This window comes from Oerskovia sp. Root918, from assembly GCF_001428945.1.
Classification (GTDB): Bacteria; Actinomycetota; Actinomycetes; order Actinomycetales; family Cellulomonadaceae; genus Oerskovia; species Oerskovia enterophila.
Genome location: NZ_LMJG01000015.1, coordinates 325,799 through 345,642, shown reverse-complemented (window position 1 = coordinate 345,642; position 19,844 = coordinate 325,799). Strand labels below are relative to the sequence as shown.

Below are 19,844 nucleotides of genomic sequence, written 5' to 3'. Positions count from 1 at the left end.
GGCGGTTGATCTGGGGAGGGCGCGCACCCCCGTGCGCCCACAGCGAGGCTGCCACCCGCGTGTTTCGCCGCGGTGTCGCGGCAGTTTCGACCGCTGCGCGGTCACTCAGAACCGTGTCTCGTCTGCTGCTCGACTGTGGACGGCGTCCTACGAGTAGAGGCTCGCGCGGAATCCGGGGTAGGGATCCACGGTCTCGGCAGCGGACCTGCGGACGGCGACTACGGCGTCGAGTGCCGGCCCGGCGACGTAGTGCCGCCCCTTGGTGCTACCGACGGCGCGCAGCAGTGCGACGTCGGTCAGCAGCTTGAGGTCGCGGCTCGCCGTGCGCTCGTCGATCTGGGCTTCACGCACGTACGGCCCTCTCCGGACCCGCATGCCGAGTGCGGCCGAGTAGAGGACGTCGAGCGATCGATCGGGGAGCCGCTGGCTCGCCCCGAGATCGTCGAGCATGCTCCAGACCCTCGAGGCGCGCGATACGCGGTCGAGGACGGCCTGTGCCTGGAGATGGTGCGCGCGCAGCGAGAACGTCACCCAGGTGGAGGCATCGTGGCCCGGGCTCCAGGTGCCGTCACTGGATCGCGCCAGGACACGGTAGTAGTCCTCGGTGTTCGCCCCGAGCCATTCCTCGATGCTCGACAGCTCGGGAGCACTCAGGCCTGCTCGGGTCAGTACCAGCGTCTGCAGAGCGCGAGCCATGCGGCCGTTGCCGTCGCGGAAGGGATGGATCATGACCAGGTTGAGATGCGCCATCGCACCGCTGACGAACGGATCGAGGTCCGGATGGTCGGCGGTCCATCTCATGAGCTCGTCGACGAGTTCTGCAACGAGGTCGGCGTCAGGCCCGGCGTAGAGGTGACGGCCGGTCGCCTCGTCCGAGACAAAGATCTCCCCGCGGCGGTACTGACCGGGGCTCTTGTCGAGAGCGTGGGACAAGAGCATGTAGTGCATGGAACGGAGGACCGATGCGTCGAGCGTGAAGTTCTCGTCGCCGGCGGTCGCCAGGATGAACCCGAGCGCCTGGCGATAGCCCGCGATCTCGCGGAACGTCTGGACGTCAGCGCTGATCGGTTCGTCGCCCTCGATCGCGGCGTCGGCGTCGTCGAGAGCGACGTTGTACCCCTCGATGCTGTTCGACCCTTGGATCGCCCGTGCGACGGCCGTCCTACGAAGCCTCCCTACCCACCGCCGGGGCGTGCGGATCTGATCGGCGAGCGCACTGCGCATCGTCGAGAGCTCGCCGAGGACGCGTTCGTCGTCGGCAGTCAGTACGGGGAGGGGGTAGAGCATGACCCAATGTCCTTAATCTAGAGACACACGGTCTCACGCAACACGCCGTGTCGCAAGAATTGAGACATCGAGACATCCTGTTCACGCTTGTGCGCGCAGCGCCCGACGGCGTCGCCTCGCCTCCTCGGCGCGACCCTCCGCGGCCTCGAGGTCGGCGTCCACGCCGGCCAGCTCTTCCTCGGCCGCGGCGAGCGCCGCGCGCGCCTCGTCGAGCACGCGGTGCTCGTCGTCGCGCTCGGCGGTCAGCCGGGCGATCTGCTCGTCCAGCGCGGCCAGGCGCGCATCCAGGGGCCCGACGGCGTCGCTCGCCTCCCGCACGGCGTCGGCGGCCTGGTCGCGGCGACCTTCGAGCCGGTCGATGTCCGCGGCCGCCTCGGCGACCTCGCGCTCGGCTGACTCGAGGGCGGTGTCCGATCCCGGGTGCTCGCCGTCGGACGGTCCGTCGGCGGGCGCCTCGACGTGAGGCTCCCCGGCGCGTCCCGGCGGCTCCGCAGCCGCAGGACGCCGCGCACCGGAACCCCTCCGGGCCTCGCGCTCGGCGCTCAAGGACACGACGTCGGCCGTCTCGCCGCTCTCGTCGACGATCCCGAACCCGACGTACTGGAGCGCCTGCGTGAGTCGCCCGGCCCGGACGAGCGCACCGGCGTCGCGGTCCATGACCGCCGCGGTGAGGGTCTCGCCGAGCCGGCGCGCCGCCTCGCCCGACACCGGCCGGCTGCCCACGCCCGCCGACGACACCTCGGCGACCAGGGCGTCGACCTGGCGTCGGCGCTCGCGGTCGAGTTCGGTGAGTCGCGCGCGGTCACGGTCCTCGGTCGCGGCGCGCAGCTCGTCGCCGAGCGCCACGAGGTCGTCGATCGCCTGCCCGTGCGCGCGGGCGACCTGGTTGACGACCCACGCCGCGACGGTCGGCTTGGCCAGCCCGCGCAGCCGGGTCGCGCCCACGGCATCGCCCGCTGCGGTGGCCTGCTTGGCAGCGACGTTGCGGGCCGCGACGAACTCGTCGAGAGGCAGCGCGAACAGGTGATCGACCGCCTGCTCGCCGCTCGCCGCGGGGTCCTCGCTCATCGGTCCAGCGTCGCACCGTTCCTCTGGCCGTGCCGAGCATGCGGTTGTCGTCCAGGATCGGGCCGGATCGGACGACAACCGCATGCTCGTGGAACGACAACCGCATGCTCGGCACCTCCGATAGTCTCCGGAGTCGAGCGCACCGGGCACACGGCCCGGGACTGCGCGTCACCGCCGACCCAGGGGAGCCCGTGGACAAGGACCAGCTGCTCGGCTCGACCGCGACCTCCGCCGACGGCGAAGCGGACCGGGCCGGCGCCGACCCGGTGCTGGACCCGACCCCCGCCGACGCCGCACCCGACGACCCGACCGGTGCTCCGCCGTCGGGCATCGAGGACACCCCCGCGAAGCCCGGGCTCGACGACCTGGTCGCGGGCTGGGTGGGCCGGGCCCTGGACGTCTATCCGCGCCCGGGCCTGCCGCTCACCGCGCACTGGGACGCCTCGGCAGCGGGCCTCGTGCGCCAGGTCCCGTACGTTCCGCGCTTCGCGACCAAGCCCCTCGAGCTGCTCGACCGGTTCGGGGCCGTGCACGTGGGCCCGCGGGAGGTCGGGTTCGACGGCGACGCGGTCGACTGGGACCGTGTGATCGAGCTGCGCACGCACCCCGCCTGGTCGAGCCTGTCGGCCGACGCGCTCGAGGCGAACTTCGCGCAGTACCTGAGCGTGATCCCGCGCCTGCCGGGGCGCGGCTGGGTCCTGGGCAAGGTCTCGGAGCTGCTCGTGTCGCTGTACCTGGCGGTCGTGCCCCTGCCCGACGACGTCGCGCGCCTCCTCGAGGTCGGCGACACCTCGGACGACGACACCGAGGAGGGGCCCGAGGAGGTCGCGGAACGCGACCTGTTCACCCGGCGGACAGTGACGGAGATCGTCTACAAGCGCCGCTTCGGTGAGGGCGAGCGGCAGGCGTGCACGACGTCGGTCCTGCTGCAGCTCGCGTTCCCCGAGTCGACCGACGCCATGCTGGCGCTCGCGGCCGAGCGGGGGGTGCGGGTCGTGCACGTCCCGGTCGACGAGGGCGACATGGGCGCGACGATCAAGCGCGCCGCGTCGTGGCGGTCGGCAGCGCTGGGCCTGAGGGAACGCTTCGCACGCGCAGAGGGCCCGACGGCGTAGGTCGCCCGGGCGGCGATCGTCGACGGGGCGACGGGGCGACGGTCCGTGCCGTCACGCGGCCCGGTTCCCGCGCGCGGTCTACGCTCCGAGGGGACCGCGTGGTGGGCGAGGGCCGGCCGCGCGGCGAGGGCGCGCCGGGACGAGCACCGGCGGCACGACACGAGGCGAGGCAGCACATGGCACGCAGGACCATCGTCATCACCGGGGCGAGCGACGGGATCGGCGCGGCCGCAGCCCGGCAGCTCGCGGCGGACGGGCACAGGGTCGTGGTCGTCGGGCGCTCGCCCGAGAAGACCGCCGCGGTCGCCGGGGAGGTCGGGGCCGACTTCTTCGTGGCCGACTTCGCGCGCCTGGCCGAGGTGCGGGCGCTCGCCGCCGACCTGCGCGAGCGCTACGAGAGGATCGACGTCCTCGCGAACAACGCGGGCGGCATCATGGCCGACCGCCAGGTCTCCGAGGACGGCCACGAGCTGACGTTCCAGGTGAACTACCTGGCGCCGTTCCTCCTCACCACGCTGCTGCTCGACCGCTTGGAGGAGAGCCACGCGAGCGTCATCAGCACGAGCAGCGCCGCGCACCGCCTGTTCAGCGACTTCCACCTCGACGACCTCGAGGCCGAGCGGTCGTACGCGCCCAACGCCGCATACGGGAACGCCAAGCTCGCGGTCAACCTGTTCACGCGCGAGCTCGACCGCCGGTACCGCGCGTCGGGGATCTCGGCCGCGGCCTTCCACCCGGGCGTGGTCGCGACGAACTTCGCGGCCACGTCGACGAGCGGCATGCGGGTCATGTACCAGACCGTGCTGAGCCGCTTCCTCACGTCGTCGGCCAAGGGGGCCGACACCCTGGTCTGGCTCGCGACGACGACCCCGGGCGTCGACTGGGAGCCGGGGAACTACTACGTCAAGCGCAAGATCGCGACGACCCACCCGCTCGTGGGCGACCCGCGGCTCGCGGCCGAGCTCTGGGACCGGAGCGTGGAGATGGTGGCCGGGGCCGACGAGCCGGGGACGGCGGCCTGACGGAGGCGGCCTCTGGGCTCTGGACCTCGGCGGATCGGGCCTCGCCCCTTCGGTGCCGACCATGCGGTTGTCGTCGGTTTCGTCCGCGTAATGAACGCCCACCGCATGCTCGAGTGACGCCGACCGCATGCTCGTGAGCGCCGCGCGTCCCCGGACAGCACGACGGGCCCGGTGCTCTCGCAACCGGGCCCGTCGATCTCACCGCGCCGCAGGCCGAAGGGGGGTGACCTGCGACGGGGAGGCTGGGAGGACCGTCAGGACGCCGAGGTCGTGACCTCGATGCGCTGCGGCGTCGTGCCGGCGTAGACGCCGGCGACGGTGACGGTCAGGACTCCTGCGTCGTACCGGGCGCTGATCGCGTCCGCGCTGGTGGCCTGGGGGAGCGTCACGACGCGGTGGAACGCGCCGTAGCGGACCTCGCGGACACGGCGGCCCTCGGTCTCCTCGGCCCGCTCGTCCTTGCGCTCGCCGCGCACGACGAGCTTGCGGCCCTCGACCTCGACCGTGACGTCCTGCGCGGGGTCGATGCCCGGCAGGTCGAAGCGGGCGACGAGGTCGTCGCCGTCCTGGAAGACGTCGGCGTGGGCCGGGACGCCCGCCACGGGACGGGCGGTGAGCAGGTCGCGCAGGGCGCGGTCGAAGGCGGGGGCGGGGGTGGTCAGGGTGGTCGTCATGGTGACTCCTTCAGTCGTGATGGAACCTCTGACGGGTACAACTTGAGTCACCCACGCTCAATTCCGGAACCGCGTTCGCCCTGGACGAACGACCGCGCCCGTGGGGCGGGGCTCGGCCTACTCGCAGCCCACCCCGTCGCCGTCGCGGTCCAGCTTCTTGCTGTACCCGGGCTCGCCGACGCGGATCGGTGCCTTGCCCGCCGCCGGCTCAGGCCTGGGGCGCTCCCAGGACCGCGACCAGGAAGTCGCCGCCCTCGGTGAACTGCCGCAGGTCCCACGTCGACAGCGTGAGCTGGACCTCGAGCCCGGCCTCGGCGGCGTCGGCGAAGAACGCGTCGAACGCGTAGCCACGTCCCGCGCCGAACCCGACGACGGCCCGCCCGCCCGGTGCCAGGTGGGCCCGGAAACGGCGCAGCACCTCGACCTCGGTCCCCGGCGCGAGGAACGTCACGACGTTCCCGGCGCACACGATCAGGTCGAACGGTTCGTCGACCCCCATCGTGGGCAGGTCGAGCTCGGCGATGTCCGCGACGAGCCACGTCGAGCCGGGATGGTCGGTCTCGGCGGCCTCGATGAGGAGGGGATCGACGTCGACCCCCACGACCGTGTGCCCGCGCGCCGCGAGCTCGGCGCCCACGCGACCCGGGCCACAGCCGGCGTCGAGGATCCGGGCCCCGCGCGGGAGCATGGCGTCGACGAGCCGCGCCTCGCCCGCGAGGTCCGCGCCCTGCGCAGCCATCGCGCGGAAACGCTCGACGTACCAGGTCGAGTGCGCGGGATTCATGGCGGTCTTCTGCTCCCAGCGCGTGGGGTTGGCCTTGCTCACCGGTGCTCCTCGGGGTCGGGCGGGGTGTGATGGGTCGGACGGGCCGTGCGGGTGGAGAGGTCGGGCGGGTTCGGTCGGGTCGGCGGGGCGTCCCGGGGGCTGTGGCAAGGGCCGACGGATCAGCTGACCGGCCGACCTGGCGCCCGGCTGACCGGATGCTGACCGGCCGACCTGGCGCGAGCTTCGACCGTACCTCTGCGGCGACCGCTGTCGGCAGCGGTCCAGGCCCGGGGCGACGGGGTCTCAGCGGCCGGGACCGACGGCGCCGGCCGGACAGGAACGACCCGCTGCCCACGCCGCACGGCCCCGCTGCCGCCTCTCTGGACCGACGACCCGCCGACCACGAGGTTCCGTGCGGTCGAGCACGAGGTTGAGAGCGGAATCCGCTCCATAACGGCCGCAACCTCGTTCTCGGCACCACGAAGCCGGCACCAGCCGCCGTACAAAAACCAGGAAGGAACCCCTACGGCTCCACGTCGTCGTGCAGCACCACGCGCGACAGCTCGATCCGGTCCCCGCGCTTCCAGTAGTGCAGCCTGCGGGCCGACGCACGCTTGCTCTGGAGCGAGGCCCGCCAGCACGTCGCGCCGTCCTCGCGCACGACCGCGGGGCTGCTGCCGCCCTCGTTGACGCGCAGCGGGTGCAGCTCACGGCCCGCGATGTGCTCGGCGTCGCCGGTCAGCACCTCGACCACGACGTCGACGACCTTGGCCCGCGAGACGCCCTCGATCGTCGCGAGCGACGGCAGGAACCTGTCCCCGAGCGCATACGGCGCGAGCGGTTTGGTCGCCTTCTCGGCGGCCGGGACGCGCCGGACCCATGCGAGCTGGACCTCGAACCGGAACTGCTCGACGGGGTCGAGGAAGACCGCGCCGTCGTCGGGGGCCGGGCCGCCGTGGCTCGCGGCCTTCTCGGCCTTCTTGAGCTGCTGCCGGCTGAGGTCGGCCTTGCGGTACCGGGTGCGGAAGTTCTCGGCCCGGGTCAGGGCCTCGGCCAGGTCCCGGTCGAGCTCGGCCGCACGCAACCGCAGCCCGCCGAGCTCGACCGCGGTCGCCTGCGCGGCCGCGCGCAGCAGCCCGACCTCGGCGGTCGCCGCGGCGAGGTCCGCCTCGAGCGTGCGGGCGCGGGTGCGGCTCGCCTCGAGCGCGAGGCTCATGTCGCGCAGCGCTCCCCGGGGGGTCGCAGCGGGGGCGTCGCGTCGCGGCGCGTTGGCGATCAGGTCCAGCGGGGTCCGACGGCGCAGCCCGCCCTCGGCGCTCGGCCCCGGCTCGGCGGTGCCCTGCTCGGCATCGGTGAGCACCTCGGCGGGCGCCTCCGTGAGCATCTCCGTGGGCGGCCCCTCGACCGATCCCGCCTCGGGGGGCAGCTCGGGCAGGCGCAGCGGCGGCAGCACGGGCAGCGACCGAGGCGGGGCCGGGCGGCTGAGGTCCGGGAGCACGAGCCACGGCGGGCCGCCGTCGAGCAGGCTCGGGGCGGGCACCGGGGCGTCGTCGCTGTCGGAGTCGTCGTCGACGTCGTCCAACCGCAGCCGCCACGGCGCGGTCGACACGACGCGCGCGAGCACGACCTCACCCATGGTGAAGAGGTCGGTCAGCTCGTCGGCGGGGTTCCCGGTCACGTCGTCGCGCGGCACGACGACCTCGAGCCCGGGGACGAGCCGCAGGTGCACGGTCGCGGGGGCGACCGCGGTCACGTCGGCGAGCACCACCTGCCCGACGGCGTACCCGCCCAGGTGCGTGTCCTCGCCCGGTGACGTGGCGCCGTCGGGCACGAGGAGCGCACCGCGCACGTCCAGCCGGCGGCTCTCCCGGTCCAGCGTCCCTGCGACCCGCTGCCCGACGACCAGCAGCCGCGCGAGCGAGACCCCCGGGACGGTGAGCTCCTCGGCGATGCTCGCGAGCGAGTCGTCGTCGAGGGTCACGAACGCGCGCGGCCCGAGGATGGACCGGACCGTGCCCTCGACGAGGGGCGCGTCGGGGTCGTGCGACGTCCCGAGCAGTCCCGCACTGAGGGCCGCGGTCAGGGTGTCGTGCGTGAGGTGGTCGTGCAGGCGCCGTGCGTCGGCGTCCGAGTAGGCGAAGCGCAGCTTGCTGCGCCGCGGCAGGCCGACCCACTCGTGGTCGACCGGGTAGACGCGCGCAGCCCCGCCGTAGACCTGCGTCGAGGGGGGCATCACGGCCGAGAACGCCCATGAGGCGTCGCCCGTGGGCAGGACGACGACCTCGGCCAGCCCCGAGACCTCCTCGAGCAGGCCGTCGAGGTCCACATAGGGGGCGTCGTGCCCTGCGGCGACCGAGATCGCGACCACGGGCCAGGGACGGCCCGGGGTCAGGAGGTGCGCGGCGAGGACCCGTGCGCCCTCGACGTCGGTGACCCAGCGCGCGCCGGACGGCGGCCTGCGGGGAGCCCCGCGGCGTGGGGCCGGAGCGTCGCCCGCGGGGCCGTCCGGAGCGCTGCCGGGCGCCGGGGAAGAGCCCGCCCTGGCCCGTTCCTTCGTCCTGTTGCGTCTGACCACGTGCTCACCTCCTCGTATGCCGTGGGGCACACCGTAACGGCTGGCGCCCACGTCGGGGCGCAGGTGCTGTGGTGTGGGGGCGACGGGAGCGGACGAGGTGCGCCGGGGCGGCTCGGCAGGGTGGCGGCTAGCGGCCGAACACCTCCAGGACGGGTGTGTCGCCGTCGACGAACCGGATGAACTGCCCCACGGTCGAGGGGGACCGCAGGGCCTGCGCGGCCACCAGCGCGACGTTGCCGCGCGACGTCTCGCCGTTCTCGGCGTCGACGTCGATCGTGCCGGTCGCCGCGTGGTTCGTCAGGGTGCCGGGGCCCAGGATCGTCCAGTCGAGGTCGGTGCCGCGCAGGTGGTCGTCGGCCGCGAGCTTGGCGTCGGCGTACGGGAAGAAGCTGTTGTCCTTCGCGATGCCGTGGTCCGGCACCGAGCCGATCCACGACACCATGACGTAGCGCGAGACCCCTGCGGCCGCGGCCGCGTCCATCGAACGGATCGCGGCGTCCCGGTCGATCGCGTAGGTCCGTTCGGGGTCCCCGCCGCCGGCGCCCGCGGACCACACGACCGCGTCGTGCCCGCGCAGGGCCTCGGTCATCTCCTCGGTCGAGGCCTGCTCGATGTCGAGCAGGACCGGCGTCCCGCCGAGCTCCTCGACGAGCGGGAGCTGCGACTCGAGGCGCACGATCCCGCTCACGGCGTTGTCGTGGTCCGTGAGGATCGGGACGAGCAGGCGGCCCACCTTGCCGTGGGCTCCGATCAGGGCGACGTTCATGGTTCTCCTCGGTTCATCGGGTGCGGTGCTCCCTCCACGGTGCACCGAGGAGGCGCGGGCCGCCTGCTGGGGGATCGGGCGGGCTACTCCTCGACGACCGCCACGGTCACGTCGATGTTGCCGCGCGTCGCGTTCGAGTACGGGCAGACCTGGTGCGCTGCCTCGACGAGCTCCTGGGCGACGGCGCGCTCGACGCCGGGCAGGCTCGCCTCGAGGTGCACCGCGAGCGTGTAGCCGCCGGCGTCGAGCGGCCCGATCGAGACGCTCGCACCGATCGCCGAGTCCGCGACCGAGACCTTGCGCTGGCGCGCGACGCCCAGCAGGGCCGAGTGGAAGCAGGCCGCGTAGCCCGCGGCGAAGAGCTGCTCGGGGTTGGACCCGTCGCCGCTGCCGCCCATCTCCTTGGGCACGGCGACGTCGAGGTCGACCCGCCCGTCGGTCGAGCGGACGTGGCCGTTGCGGCCCTCTCCGGTGGCGAGTGCTTCGGCGGTGTAGAGAACCTTCATCGTGCTACCTCCAGGGTCGGCTGACGGACGAACCCCTCGAACGTATGTCGCTCCGGGCAACTGTGCGTGGTCGGTTCGCCCAGGGCGCAGCGACGTCCGACCGGGGGCCCGTCCCCAGGTACCGTGGAACGTCGCCGTCTCGGCGTCCTTCCTCGACCACGGAACGACCGCACCCCCATGACCAACGCACCTTCGCCGTCGGGCACCCCTGACGGCTCGTCCTCCTCCCTGCCCGACGGCGCCACGCCCCCTCCCGCGTCCCTCGCCCCCGAGGGCGAGCGGCTGGCGCACGGCCTGCGCACCCGGCACCTGACGATGATGGGCCTCGGCTCGGCGATCGGAGCAGGGCTGTTCCTCGGCAGTGGCGTCGGGATCGCGACGGCCGGACCGGCCGTCCTGGTCTCGTACGCGGTCGCGGGCCTGCTCGTGATCCTCGTGATGCGGATGCTCGCGGAGATGGCCGCGGCCGTGCCGTCGAGCGGGTCGTTCTCCGTCTACGCCGAGACCGCGCTGGGCCGCTGGGCGGGCTTCACGCTCGGCTGGCTGTACTGGTTCACGCTCATCATGGTGCTCGGCGCGGAGATCACGGGGGCCTCGCAGATCGTCTCGGGGTGGGTCCCGGGGGTGCCGCAGTGGGTCGTCGCGCTCGTGTTCGTCGCGGTGTTCGCGGTCGTGAACCTGTGGGGCGTCAAGCACTTCGGCGAGTTCGAGTTCTGGTTCGCGTTCATCAAGGTCGCGGCGATCGTCGCGTTCCTGGTGATCGGCGTCCTGCTCGTGCTGGGCTGGCTGCCGGGCACCGACCCGGTGGGCACGACCAACATCTTCGGCGACCCCGCCTCGCTCGCGGGCTTCGCACCCCACGGGCTGCCGGGCATCGCGGCCGGGCTGCTGGTCGTGGTGTTCGCGTTCGGCGGGATCGAGATCGTGACGATCGCGGCGGCCGAGGCGCGCGACCCGCAGAAGGCGATCGTGACCGCGACCCGCTCGATCGTGTGGCGGATCCTGTTCTTCTACGTCGGCGCGGTCGCGATCATGGCGCTCGTGCTGCCGTGGGACGCGCCCGAGCTGCTGAGCGGCCCGTTCGTCGCGGTGCTCGACCTCGCGGGGCTGCCGAGCGCGGCGCGGCTCATGGAGGCCGTGGTCGTCGTGGCCCTGCTGTCGGCGTTCAACGCCAACGTCTACGGCACGTCGCGCATGGCGTTCTCGCTCGCGGGCCGCGGAGACGGCCACCCGGCGCTGACCAAGGTCTCGCCGACCGGCGTCCCGTGGGTCGCGGTGCTGCTCTCGGTGTTCTTCGGGCTCGTGTCCGTGGGGCTCAACTGGCTGCTGCCGGGCGAGGTCCTGGGCATCCTGCTCAACGCGGTGGGCTCGGCGCTGCTCGTGATCTGGGTGTTCATCGCGGTGTCCCAGCTCCGGCTGCGACGTCGCCTCGAGGCCGCCGCGGGCGGCGCCGACAGGATGACGCTGCGCATGTGGGCGTACCCGTGGCTCACGTGGGCGACCCTGGCCGGGCTCGCGGGGCTCGTGGTGCTCATGCTGTTCGACGACGCCGCGCGCGTCCAGCTCGTGTCGACCGTGGTGCTCGTGGGCGTGATCGTCGCGGTGTACGGGGTGCGGTCGTGGCTCCGGAAGCGGACCGAGCGGGCCGACGTCGGGTCCTGACCCGTTGACACCCACCCCCTCGCGGGTGTGCGCTGGAATCTCGCGCCAGGGAGCACCGGGAGTCTCGGGGAGAACCCATGTCTCGCATCGCCGGCTGGATCACGCACCGCTACGCCAAGTGGGTCGTCATCGCCTTCTGGGCGGTCGTCCTGGCCCTGACTGCGCCGCTGGCCGGCAAGCTCACGGGCGCGCAGGACAACGACGCCAAGTCCTGGCTCCCGGCCGACGCCGAGTCGACCCAGGTGCTCGACGTCGCGAGCAGCTTCACCTCGCCCAACACGATCCCCGCCGTCCTGGTCTACGTGCGCGAGTCGGGCCTGACCCCCGAGGACCTCGCGGCGGTCTCCCAGGACGTCGCGACCTTCGGTGAGCTCGACACGTTGGACGGGGACGTCGTCGGGCCGATCCCGTCCGAGGACGGGCAGGCCGCCCAGGTGGTCGTCCCCCTCGACCTGGGCAGCGAGGGCTGGAACCTCGCGGCCGACGCGGTCGCGGACCTGCGCGCGACCGCCGAGGACGGCGCGAACGGCATGGACGTCTACGTGACCGGTCCGGCGGGCGCGGCCGCGGACTCGTCCGTGGCGTTCGAGGGCATCGACTCGACGCTGCTCTACGCGGCCGCCGGGGTCGTGATCGTGATCCTGCTGCTGACCTACCGCAGCCCCACGCTGTGGCTCCTGCCCGTGGTCTCGGCGGGCGTCGCGCTGACCGTGTCGCAGGCCGTGATCTACGTGCTGGCGGACACGACGGGCCTGACCGTGAACGCCCAGAGCGCGGGCATCCTCACGGTCCTGGTCTTCGGGGCGGGGACGGACTACGCCCTGCTGCTCGTCGCGCGCTACCGGGAAGAGCTCCGTCGCCACGAGGACCGGCACGAGGCCATGGCGCTCGCGCTGCACCGCGCGGGCCCGGCGATCGTCGCGAGCGGTGCGACGGTCGCGATCGGCATGCTGTGCCTGCTGTTCGCGCAGATGAGCTCGACGGCCGGGCTGGGGCCCGTCGCGGCGGTCGGGATCGTGGTCGCGCTGCTGGTCATGCTGACGCTGCTGCCCGCGCTGCTGGTCGCGACGGGCCGGTGGGTGTTCTGGCCGCGCGTGCCGCACCTGGGCGACGACGAGCCCACCGAGCACGGCGTCTGGGCGCGGCTCGGGACACGCATCTCCCACCGGCCCCGGCGCGTGTGGGTCGTGACGTCGATCGTCCTGGCCGTGCTGGGACTGGGCATCACGCAGCTCGACGCCAACGGGCTGTCGAGCGCCGAGTCGTTCCGGGGCGAGCAGCCCTCGATCGTGGGCGAGCAGGTCCTCTCCGAGCACTTCCCGGCCGGCTCGGGCTCGCCCGTGGTCGTCGTCGCGGACGACTCGTCGCCCGCCGCGGTGGCCGCGGTGCACGACGCGTTCGCGAGCACCGAGGGGATCGACGCGTCGACCGTGACCGAGCCCGTGTCCGCGGGCGGCTACGCGTACATGGAGGGCACGCTCACGTCCGAGCCGGACTCGCAGGCGGCCTACGACACGGTCGACCGGGTCCGGGACGCGGTCCATGCGGTCCCGGACGCCGACGCCCTGGTGGGCGGGGCGAGCGCGATCACGCTCGACGTCCAGCGCGCCTCGGCCGCGGACAACCAGCTCATCATCCCGATCATCCTGCTGACGGTCCTGGTCATCCTCGCGCTGCTCCTGCGCGCGATCACGGCGCCGCTCATCCTCGTCGCGACGGTCGTGCTGTCGTTCACCGCGGCCCTGGGGGTGAGCGCGCTCGTGTTCACGTACGTGTTCGGGTTCGAGGGCGCCGACACCTCGCTCCCGCTGTTCGTGTTCGTGTTCCTCGTCGCGCTCGGGATCGACTACAACATCTTCCTCATGACCCGGGTGCGCGAGGAGTCGCTGCGCGTCGGGACACGGCGCGGCGCGCTGATCGGGCTGGCCGCGACGGGCGCGGTCATCACGTCGGCCGGGCTGGTGCTCGCGGGGACGTTCGCGGTGCTGGGCACGCTGCCCGTGGTCGCGTTCGCGGAGATCGGGTTCGCGGTCGCGTTCGGCGTCCTGCTCGACACGCTCGTGGTCCGCTCGGTGCTCGTCACGGCGCTGAACCTCGACGTGGGGCGGCACATGTGGTGGCCGAGCGCCCTGGGCCGCAAGGAGGACGTGCCGGTCGAGGAAGTGTCCGCGCTCCCGTCGGGCGCACCGGTCCGCGAGTAGCGGGCCCGCCAGGACGACCCACGCCCGACGGCGGAGCGCACCTCCCGGGGCGCGGCGCCGTCGGGCGGGTCGCGTCAGACCACGTCCTCCCGCTGCAGCAGGCGCAGCGTGATCCAGCCGATCAGGACCGGGATCCAGCACGAGATCAGGCGGTAGAGCAGGACCGCCGGCAGGGCGATCGCGGACGCGATCCCGAAGCTCACGAGCCCGCCCGTGAGCGCGGCCTCGACCACGCCCACGCCGCCCGGCGTCGGGGCCGCCGACGCGAGCGTCTGCCCGACCATGGTGGAGAAGGCCGCGGCGATCGGGTCGTTGCCGCCGCCGAGCGCGAGGAGGCAGGCCCACAGGGTCGCGGCCGAGGACAGCGTGGTGCCCATCGCACCCAGGATCGAGAGGCCGAGCCGCCGCGGGTCCTTCGCGAGCCCGCCGAGCTGACGGAACGCGGGCAGCACGTCGTCGCGGGCGTACGTGCGGACCGCGTGCCGGAACCGCGGCACCACGAGCACCGTGACGACCGTGACGACGACCGCGACGACCGCCGCGAGCAGCGCCCACCTGGCCCAGCTCGGCATGTGGTGGTCGATGCTGCGCCCCGCGACGAGCGCCAGGATGCTCAGGAGCACCAGGTGCGTGAGGACCTGCACGATGCTCTGGAGCGCGACCGTGCCGGTCGCGAGCGCGGTGCTCATGCCCGACTTCGACAGGTAGCGGACGTTGAGCGCGAGCGACCCGACGCTCGCCGGGGTCGCGGTGCCCGCGAACGCGTTCGCGAGCTGGACCCGGGTGGTCCGCAGGAACGGCAGGTGCATCGGGGAGCACGCGGCGAGCGAGGCCGCGGCCGCGAAGAACCCCGTCGCGGCGAAGAGCACGGCCAGGATCGCCCAGGCGGGCTGCGCGTCGCGCAGCGCCTTGCCCATGCGGGGGATCTCGCTGATCTCCGGGATGACCACGTAGGTGAGCCCGCCGATGAGCACGAACCACACGAGCACGCGCAGGGCGTGGCTCCGGGGCGACCGGACCACCTTCGGGGCACTGTCCCCGGACGCCTGCGGCGACGTGGGCGCCGCGGCCTGGGGCTCGGGGGCGTGGTCCTGCGAGATGGCGGGCTCCTTGCCGGGACGGGGACTGTCCCGCGACCCTACCGGCGGGGGAGGCGCGACGCTCAGTCGTTCGGCGTGACCTCGGGCAGTGGCGCCGGACCGTCCGCGGGCACCCAGCCCTTGGGCGGTCGGATCGTGGGGACGTCGCCCACGATCGGCACCGGGCGGCGGTGGAACGGGAAGCCGTAGCGCGTCACGAGCCCGGCGAGCGTCGTGAGGCGGTTGCGGGGCCCGATCAGGCTCATGATGTGCACGAACAGCCACGCCAGCCACGCGCTGCCGCGGGTCAGCCGCAGCTTCCCGGCGATGTCCGCGACGGCCGCGCGCCGTCCGATGACGGCCATGGTGCCCTTGTCGAGGTAGGTGAGCGACGTCGTCGGGCGTCCCTGGACGAGCGCGCGGATGTTGCGCCCCGCGACCTTGCCCGACTGGATCGCGGGCTGGGCGAGCTGCGGCAGGCCCGCGGGCGAGATCGCGATGTCGCCGGCCGCGAAGTGGTCCGGCCAGCCCTCGACCTGCAGGTCGTCGCCCACGCGGATGCGCCCGCCGTCGCCCAGCGGGAGGTTCCAGCGCGAGACCTCCTCGTGCGGGGCCACGCCCGCGGCCCAGACCGTGAGGTCCGAGCGGATGAAGGTGCCGTCGGTGAGCTCGACGCCGTCGGGCAGGACCTTCGCGACGCCCGCACCCAGGTGCAGGTCGACACCGCGACGCTGGAGCTCGCGCGCCGCGTAGGTGCGGAGCTTGGCGGGGAACGGCTTGATGAGCTCGGTGCCGCGCTGGACGATCTTGACGCTGAACGCGTCGCCGTGGATCTCCGGGTACGCCGGGGCGAGTCCCTGCGTGCGCAGCTCGGCGAGCGCTCCCGCGACCTCGACCCCCGTCGACCCGCCGCCCACGACGACCACGCGGAGCCCGTCGTCGGTCTCCGGGGTGGCCGCGGACTTCTCGAGCCGCACGAACAGGGTGTCGCGGATCTTGAGCGCCTGCGAGCGCGAGTACATGGCGAACGCGTGCTCCTTGGCGCCGGGCGTGCCGAAGAAGTTGGTCGTGACGCCGTTGGCGAGGACGAGGTAGTCGTACCGGATCTCCTCGTCGTTGAGGAGCCGGAGGGTCTTGTGCTGCGGGTCGAGGCCCACGAGGTGCTCGTGCACGACTCGCACGTTGGGCTGCTTGAGGCGCAGCGCGCGCAGGAAGTACGTGACGTCGCCCGGGTTCAGGCCGCCCGTGGCCACCTGGTAGAGCAGCGGCTGGAACGTGTTGTAGACGCGGCGGTCGATCAGCGTGATGCGCACCGGGGCGCCGGCGAGCGCCTTGACCGTCGCGAGGCCGGCGAACCCGCCGCCCACGACGACGACGTGGGGGAGCGTGTCGTGCGCCCCGGTGGGTGCGGGCTGCGCGGCGGTGCCGTCGTTCACTGTGTGCCTCTCGATACGTCTCGTGGTGCGACACGACGATGTGCCGGGTGGTCCGGGGCACGAGCGTATGCCGGGCGGGGGCCCGCTGCCACGGTGCCGCGCGCTGCGCGGGGGAGCGGGGCGGGGGCGACAGAGGTGTCACCAGCGGCCGGGCCGCGGGTCCGGGCGGCGCCCGTGATGCGGATCACGGGCCGTTCTATCTGACGTCGTGTGGACAACCCGGCCTCTCGGCGCGTAACTTCGAACTGACCGGTCAGTCTAAAAGAGTGGCCGGACTGGAACTTTCGGAGGAACCCCCATGAACCAGCCCGTCGCCCGACACGGCAGCGACGAGGCCACGTACCTCGTGCAGGCCACCGTGACCACGCCCGCCGGCGCCCCCGGCACCACGAACCACCAGGTGCCCGACGGCGCCGCGCACCTCCCGCAGGGCCGGCTCGCCGCCGCGGACATCGCCGACGACATGACGCTGCGCGGCCCGCTCGGCGGCGAGATCGCCGAGACCCTCGAGCCCGCCGACGGCACCCCGCTCCCCGCCGCGGCCCCGCACGCGATCAGCGCCTACGACCTCCAGCTCCACGGCCCGCGCGGCCTGGTCTACGGGCCTGTCGACCTCGAGGTCCCGGCCGGTGAGGTCGTGGTCCTCCAGGGCCCGCAGGGCGCGGGCCGCTCGAGCCTGCTCCTGACCCTCGCGGGCCGCATGGCACCCGACCACACCCCGGACGGCTGGCTCGTCGTGCTCGGCGAGAGCCTCACGGGCCGTCGTGCGCGCCGCACCGCGGTCCAGCGTCGCGCGGCGATCGCCGGCTTCCACGGGATCGACGAGCTCGACGACGCGGTCACGGTCGGCGACTCGGTGCGCGAACGCCTCACCTGGCTCGCGCCCTGGTACCGCCGCACGCCCAAGGTCACCCAGGAGGTCTACGAGCGCGTGGCCCGTCCCGTGTTCGGCCCCCGCGAGCTGCCCGCGCTCGACTCGATGGTCTGGGACCTCGACGAGGTCGACGCGATGCTCCTGCGCATCGCGATCGCCATGGCCCAGGGGCCCGAGCTGCTCGTGGTCGACGACCTCGACCAGGTCCACGACTCGGCCCGCCGCCAGATCGTCTGGGAGCGCCTCGAGGCGATCGCGACCACGGGAGTGACCGTCGTCGGCTCGGTCGCCTCCGCCGGCGAGGTCGACGCGATGCGCTGGGGCCGTGCCCCGCACGTCGTGCGGCTCACGACCGGCCCGCAGCTCGTCGCGGCCTGACCCCACCACCCGGGCGACGCTCGTCGCTCCGCCCACGCTCCGCCGTCGGGCCTCATCCTTCGCACGTACAGAACGGAAAACACCTCTCGTGATGTCTTGGACCTCCACCGGTACGGAGCTGCGGCGGTTCCGCCGCGGCCTCCTGCCCAAGCTCGCCGTGGGCGCGATGATCTTCGTGCCCCTGCTCTACGGGGCCATGTACCTGTGGGCCTTCTGGGACCCGACCGGCAACCTCGACAAGCTGCCCGTCGCGATCGTCAACGCGGACACCGGCACCACGATCGCCTCGGACGACGGCGACGAGACGCTGAACGCGGGCGACGAGGTCGCGACCACGCTCGTCGACTCGGGCGACCTCGAGTGGGCCCAGGTCGACGCCGCGACGGCCGAGAAGGGCGTCAAGGACGGCACCTACTACTTCGCGCTGACCATCCCCGAGGGCTTCTCCGAGGGCATCGCGAGCGCCGCGGGCGACGACCCGCAGGCCGCGCAGCTCATGGTCACGTACAACGACGCGAACTCGTTCCTCGCCACGACCCTGGGACGCAGCGCCATGACGCAGGTCCAGGGCGCGGTGCGCGAGGAGATCGGCGCGCAGGCCGTCGACAAGGTCCTCGTGGGCCTCGGCAGCGCGCGCGACGGGTTCGCGCAGGCCTCCGACGGCTCGCTCACGCTCACGACCGCGAGCGGTCAGCTGACGGACGGTGCGACGCAGGTCGCCGACGGCGCCTCGTCCGCCGCCGACGGCGCAGGCACGCTCGCGTCCGGGATCGACCAGCTCGCCGACGGCGCGGGCAGCGCCGTGACCGGCGCGGGCAAGCTCGCGAACGGGGCGGGCGCGCTGTCCCAGGGCGCGTCCTCCGCGAGCGCGGGCGCCTCGAAGCTCGCCGCGGGCGCCTCGTCCGCGGCCGACGGGGCCTCGGCCCTCGCGGCCGGTGCGGCCACGACCCAGTCGGGCATGGTCCAGCTCGCCGACGGCGCGCACCAGCTCGCCACGGGCTTCACGGCCCCGACCGGCCTCGTGGCCGGGGCGGACAAGGCCGCCGCGGGCGCCCAGCAGGTGTCCGACGGCGTCGCGCAGGTCCAGGGACAGGTCACCTCGCTCGCGGGGAGCGTCCCGACGCTCCGCGCGCTGCTCCAGCAGAACGCGGCGGCGCTCGGCGCCTCGACCGACCCCCAGGCCCAGGCGCTCGCGGCCGCGAACCGGCAGGCTCTGGGCCAGCTCCCCTCGGACGCCGAGCTCGCGCAGAGCGCGGCCGGCCTCCAGACCCTCGCCGACGGCTCGCAGCAGGTCGCCGCGGGGCTGCCCGCCCTCTCGTCGGGCATCAAGGCCGCCTCGGCCGGGGCCGCGCAGATCGACGCCCAGCTCCACCCGGGCGCGGGCACGCAGACGGTCCGAGACGGCGTCGACGGCGTGGCCGCCGGTGCCGCGAACCTGAGCAGCGGCCTCTCGACCCTGCGCGGCGGGGCCTCCGACCTCGCGGCCGGGAACGCGTCGCTCGCGTCGGGCGCGGGCACGCTCGCCGCCGGGACCTCGTCCCTCTACTCGGGTGCCCAGCAGCTCGCGACGGGCGCGCAGTCGGCCGCGACCGGGGCGGGGGCGCTCGCCGAGGGCACCCGCACGCTGGCCGACGGGGCCACGCAGGTCGCCGACGGCGGGGCCCGGCTCACCGAGGGCGCGCAGACCCTGACCGACAAGCTCGCCGAGGGCTCCGAGGCGATCCCCGACGACGGCACGGCCCTGCGCGAGCAGCGCGCCGAGGTCATCGCGGCCCCCGTGACCGTCGCGGACACCGACCTGGCCGAGGCCGAGGGCTTCGGCGAGGGCTTCGCGCCGTTCTTCATCCCGCTCGCCCTGTTCGTGGGCGCGCTCATCACGTGGCTGCTCATGCGTCCGCTGCCCTCGCGGGCCCTCGCGACGCCCGCGTCGGGTCTGCGCACCACGCTCGCCGGGTTCCTGCCCGCGCTGTGCATCGGGTTCGCGCAGGTCGCCGTGATGCTCGCGGTCATCCACTGGGGCGTGGGCCTCGACATGACCCACGCGCTCGGGACGCTCGCGTTCACGACGCTCGTCGCCGCGACGTTCCTCGCGCTCCAGCAGGCCCTCATGGCGCTGCTCGGCCCGGCCGCGGGCAAGGTCGCGATCCTGGCGCTGCTCATGCTCCAGCTCGCGTCCTCGGGCGGCACCTACCCCGTGCAGACCACGCCTGCGTTCTTCCAGGCCATCCACCCGCTGCTGCCCATGAGCTACGCGGTCGACGGCCTGCGCCAGACGATCACGGGCGGGGTCGACGGACGGCTCTGGTTCGCGGTGGTCTACCTCGGCGTGCTGCTGCTAGCGTCGCTGGCGATCAGCGCCTGGCGGGCGGGACGCATGCGCACCTGGACCCTCGACCGCCTGCACCCGGCGCTCGAGATCTGACGACGAAGAGGTT

Annotated in this window: 15 protein-coding genes and 1 pseudogene; 6 read left to right on the top strand and 10 right to left on the bottom strand. The window is 73.6% G+C overall.

Annotation, left to right across the window (positions count from 1 at the left end; all coding sequences use genetic code 11):
* Window positions 1-147: 147 nt before the first annotated feature.
* Window positions 148-1,287 (bottom strand): Fic family protein, encoded by a 1,140-nt coding sequence (locus ASE27_RS16725; RefSeq protein ID WP_056652986.1) that lies wholly within the window; start codon window positions 1,285-1,287, stop codon window positions 148-150.
* An 81-nt stretch (window positions 1,288-1,368) separates the two neighbouring features.
* Window positions 1,369-2,355, bottom strand: coding sequence for a hypothetical protein (locus ASE27_RS16720; protein WP_056652983.1), 987 nt, complete (start codon window positions 2,353-2,355; stop codon window positions 1,369-1,371).
* Window positions 2,356-2,546: 191 nt separating this feature from the next.
* Between ASE27_RS16720 and ASE27_RS16715 the strand changes: the two genes are divergently transcribed.
* Together ASE27_RS16715 and ASE27_RS16710 are read left to right on the top strand one after the other, a co-directional pair.
* Window positions 2,547-3,470: a hypothetical protein gene (locus tag ASE27_RS16715; protein WP_056652980.1), complete on the top strand. Its 924-nt coding sequence runs from the start codon at window positions 2,547-2,549 to the stop codon at window positions 3,468-3,470.
* Window positions 3,471-3,646: 176 nt separating this feature from the next.
* Window positions 3,647-4,492, top strand: coding sequence for an SDR family NAD(P)-dependent oxidoreductase (locus ASE27_RS16710; RefSeq protein ID WP_056652977.1), 846 nt, complete (start codon window positions 3,647-3,649; stop codon window positions 4,490-4,492).
* Between the two features lie 254 nt (window positions 4,493-4,746).
* On the opposite strand, the gene ASE27_RS16705 is transcribed toward ASE27_RS16710, so the two are convergent.
* The 6 genes and pseudogenes from ASE27_RS16705 to ASE27_RS16685 form a co-directional block, all read right to left on the bottom strand.
* On the bottom strand, window positions 4,747-5,166 hold the full coding sequence (locus ASE27_RS16705) for an Hsp20/alpha crystallin family protein (RefSeq protein WP_068709972.1): 420 nt from the start codon (window positions 5,164-5,166) through the stop codon (window positions 4,747-4,749).
* Between the two features lie 117 nt (window positions 5,167-5,283).
* Window positions 5,284-5,358 (bottom strand): annotated as a pseudogene (locus ASE27_RS19955) (excalibur calcium-binding domain-containing protein); the annotation flags it as partial.
* 16 nt (window positions 5,359-5,374) lie between these two features.
* On the bottom strand, window positions 5,375-5,950 hold the full coding sequence (locus ASE27_RS16700) for a bifunctional 2-polyprenyl-6-hydroxyphenol methylase/3-demethylubiquinol 3-O-methyltransferase UbiG (protein WP_056653588.1): 576 nt from the start codon (window positions 5,948-5,950) through the stop codon (window positions 5,375-5,377).
* A 505-nt stretch (window positions 5,951-6,455) separates the two neighbouring features.
* Window positions 6,456-8,507: a hypothetical protein gene (locus ASE27_RS16695; protein WP_157257678.1), complete on the bottom strand. Its 2,052-nt coding sequence runs from the start codon at window positions 8,505-8,507 to the stop codon at window positions 6,456-6,458.
* 127 nt (window positions 8,508-8,634) lie between these two features.
* Window positions 8,635-9,273, bottom strand: coding sequence for an SDR family oxidoreductase (locus ASE27_RS16690; RefSeq protein ID WP_056652972.1), 639 nt, complete (start codon window positions 9,271-9,273; stop codon window positions 8,635-8,637).
* 83 nt (window positions 9,274-9,356) lie between these two features.
* Window positions 9,357-9,779: an organic hydroperoxide resistance protein gene (locus ASE27_RS16685; RefSeq protein WP_056652969.1), complete on the bottom strand. Its 423-nt coding sequence runs from the start codon at window positions 9,777-9,779 to the stop codon at window positions 9,357-9,359.
* A 177-nt stretch (window positions 9,780-9,956) separates the two neighbouring features.
* Between ASE27_RS16685 and ASE27_RS16680 the strand changes: the two genes are divergently transcribed.
* Both ASE27_RS16680 and ASE27_RS16675 read left to right on the top strand, forming a co-directional pair.
* On the top strand, window positions 9,957-11,441 hold the full coding sequence (locus ASE27_RS16680; RefSeq protein ID WP_082609050.1) for an amino acid permease: 1,485 nt from the start codon (window positions 9,957-9,959) through the stop codon (window positions 11,439-11,441).
* A 77-nt stretch (window positions 11,442-11,518) separates the two neighbouring features.
* Window positions 11,519-13,642, top strand: a complete 2,124-nt coding sequence (locus ASE27_RS16675) for an MMPL family transporter (protein WP_056652966.1) — start codon at window positions 11,519-11,521, stop codon at window positions 13,640-13,642.
* A gap of 74 nt (window positions 13,643-13,716) precedes the next feature.
* On the opposite strand, the gene ASE27_RS16670 is transcribed toward ASE27_RS16675, so the two are convergent.
* Both ASE27_RS16670 and ASE27_RS16665 read right to left on the bottom strand, forming a co-directional pair.
* Window positions 13,717-14,664, bottom strand: coding sequence for a lysylphosphatidylglycerol synthase transmembrane domain-containing protein (locus ASE27_RS16670; RefSeq protein ID WP_068626297.1), 948 nt, complete (start codon window positions 14,662-14,664; stop codon window positions 13,717-13,719).
* Window positions 14,665-14,804: 140 nt separating this feature from the next.
* Window positions 14,805-16,157, bottom strand: coding sequence for an NAD(P)/FAD-dependent oxidoreductase (locus tag ASE27_RS16665; RefSeq protein ID WP_056652960.1), 1,353 nt, complete (start codon window positions 16,155-16,157; stop codon window positions 14,805-14,807).
* 298 nt (window positions 16,158-16,455) lie between these two features.
* Here ASE27_RS16665 and ASE27_RS16660 point away from each other — a divergent pair, with 298 nt between their 5' ends.
* Window positions 16,456-17,409 carry an ATP-binding cassette domain-containing protein gene (locus tag ASE27_RS16660; RefSeq protein ID WP_235535471.1) on the top strand — a complete coding sequence of 318 codons (954 nt, stop codon included), beginning with the start codon at window positions 16,456-16,458 and terminating at the stop codon, window positions 17,407-17,409.
* A 91-nt stretch (window positions 17,410-17,500) separates the two neighbouring features.
* Window positions 17,501-19,831, top strand: a complete 2,331-nt coding sequence (locus ASE27_RS16655) for a YhgE/Pip family protein (RefSeq protein ID WP_056652957.1) — start codon at window positions 17,501-17,503, stop codon at window positions 19,829-19,831.
* Window positions 19,832-19,844 lie beyond the last annotated feature (13 nt).